This window comes from Halobellus sp. Atlit-38R, from assembly GCF_003665925.1.
GTDB lineage: Archaea > Halobacteriota > Halobacteria > Halobacteriales > Haloferacaceae > Haloquadratum > Haloquadratum inordinatus.
On sequence record NZ_QXIJ01000388.1, the window covers coordinates 1 to 438 of the forward strand.

Annotated in this window: 1 protein-coding gene; it reads left to right on the plus strand. The window is 59.4% G+C overall.

From position 1 onward, the window contains the following. Window positions 1-201: YbjQ family protein (locus D3D02_RS19995; RefSeq protein ID WP_147435815.1), on the plus strand; the 201-nt coding region annotated here is incomplete at its 5' end. Between the last annotated feature and the right edge of the window lie 237 nt (window positions 202-438).

Genomic DNA, 438 nt, shown 5'->3' on the forward strand with positions numbered 1-438 from the left:
GTCGGCGGCGAACTCAAGTCCTACACCGGGCTGATGACCGACGCCCGTGACGAGGCGACAGAGCGAATGATAGAGGAGGCCGAGGCAATCGACGCAGACGCCATCGTCGGCGTTCGGTACGTGACATCCGAAGTGACGCAGGGCGCTGCGGAGATTCTCACTTACGGAACCGCCGTCAAACTCGCCGAGAAGCCCGAATAGAACGAAGACAGCGAACGAGCGGCAGTACCGACGCCAACGATGAGGTTCGCCGCCGTAAACATAGTCGCGACCGAGTTGGTGCCGACGAGTTAGAAGGACTTGTCCGGTCCGCCGCTACGACTCCAGTCTATCGAGTCGCCGAGTCATCTCCGAATCGACCCAGTCTGCGAAGAGTTCCATATCCTCGTCGCGGAACTCAGCATACTTGTCGAAGAACCCGGAAACACCGAGAAACCT